1 rRNA gene is annotated in these 862 nt (G+C 52.7%); it reads right to left on the bottom strand.

The annotated features are described in order from the left end of the window. Positions 1 to 862 (bottom strand): 16S ribosomal RNA (locus P0G09_RS15410); the annotation flags it as partial.

Below are 862 nucleotides of genomic sequence, written 5' to 3'. Positions count from 1 at the left end.
GTTTTGTCAACGGCAGTCCTGCCAGAGTCCTCTTGCGTAGTAACTGACAGTAAGGGTTGCGCTCGTTGCGGGACTTAACCCAACATCTCACGACACGAGCTGACGACAACCATGCACCACCTGTCTCTGCGTCCCGAAGGAAAATACTGTTTCCAGCATCGTCGCAGGATGTCAAGACTTGGTAAGGTTCTTCGCGTTGCGTCGAATTAAACCACATACTCCACTGCTTGTGCGGGCCCCCGTCAATTCCTTTGAGTTTCAACCTTGCGGTCGTACTCCCCAGGTGGATTACTTATTGTGTTAACTGCGGCACTGAAGGGGTCAATCCTCCAACACCTAGTAATCATCGTTTACGGTGTGGACTACCAGGGTATCTAATCCTGTTTGCTACCCACACTTTCGAGCCTCAGCGTCAGTTGGTGCCCAGTAGGCCGCCTTCGCCACTGGTGTTCCTCCCGATATCTACGCATTCCACCGCTACACCGGGAATTCCGCCTACCTCTGCACTACTCAAGAAAAACAGTTTTGAAAGCAGTTTATGGGTTGAGCCCATAGATTTCACTTCCAACTTGTCTTCCCGCCTGCGCTCCCTTTACACCCAGTAATTCCGGACAACGCTTGTGACCTACGTTTTACCGCGGCTGCTGGCACGTAGTTAGCCGTCACTTCCTTGTTGAGTACCGTCATTATCTTCCTCAACAACAGGAGTTTACAATCCGAAGACCTTCTTCCTCCACGCGGCGTCGCTGCATCAGGGTTTCCCCCATTGTGCAATATTCCCCACTGCTGCCTCCCGTAGGAGTCTGGGCCGTGTCTCAGTCCCAATGTGGCCGTTCAACCTCTCAGTCCGGCTACCGATCGT

This window comes from Faecalibacterium sp. DFI.5.82 (genome assembly GCF_029076575.1).
Classification (GTDB): Bacteria; Bacillota; Clostridia; order Oscillospirales; family Ruminococcaceae; genus Faecalibacterium; species Faecalibacterium duncaniae.
This window is presented reverse-complemented; position numbering and strand designations above follow the sequence as displayed.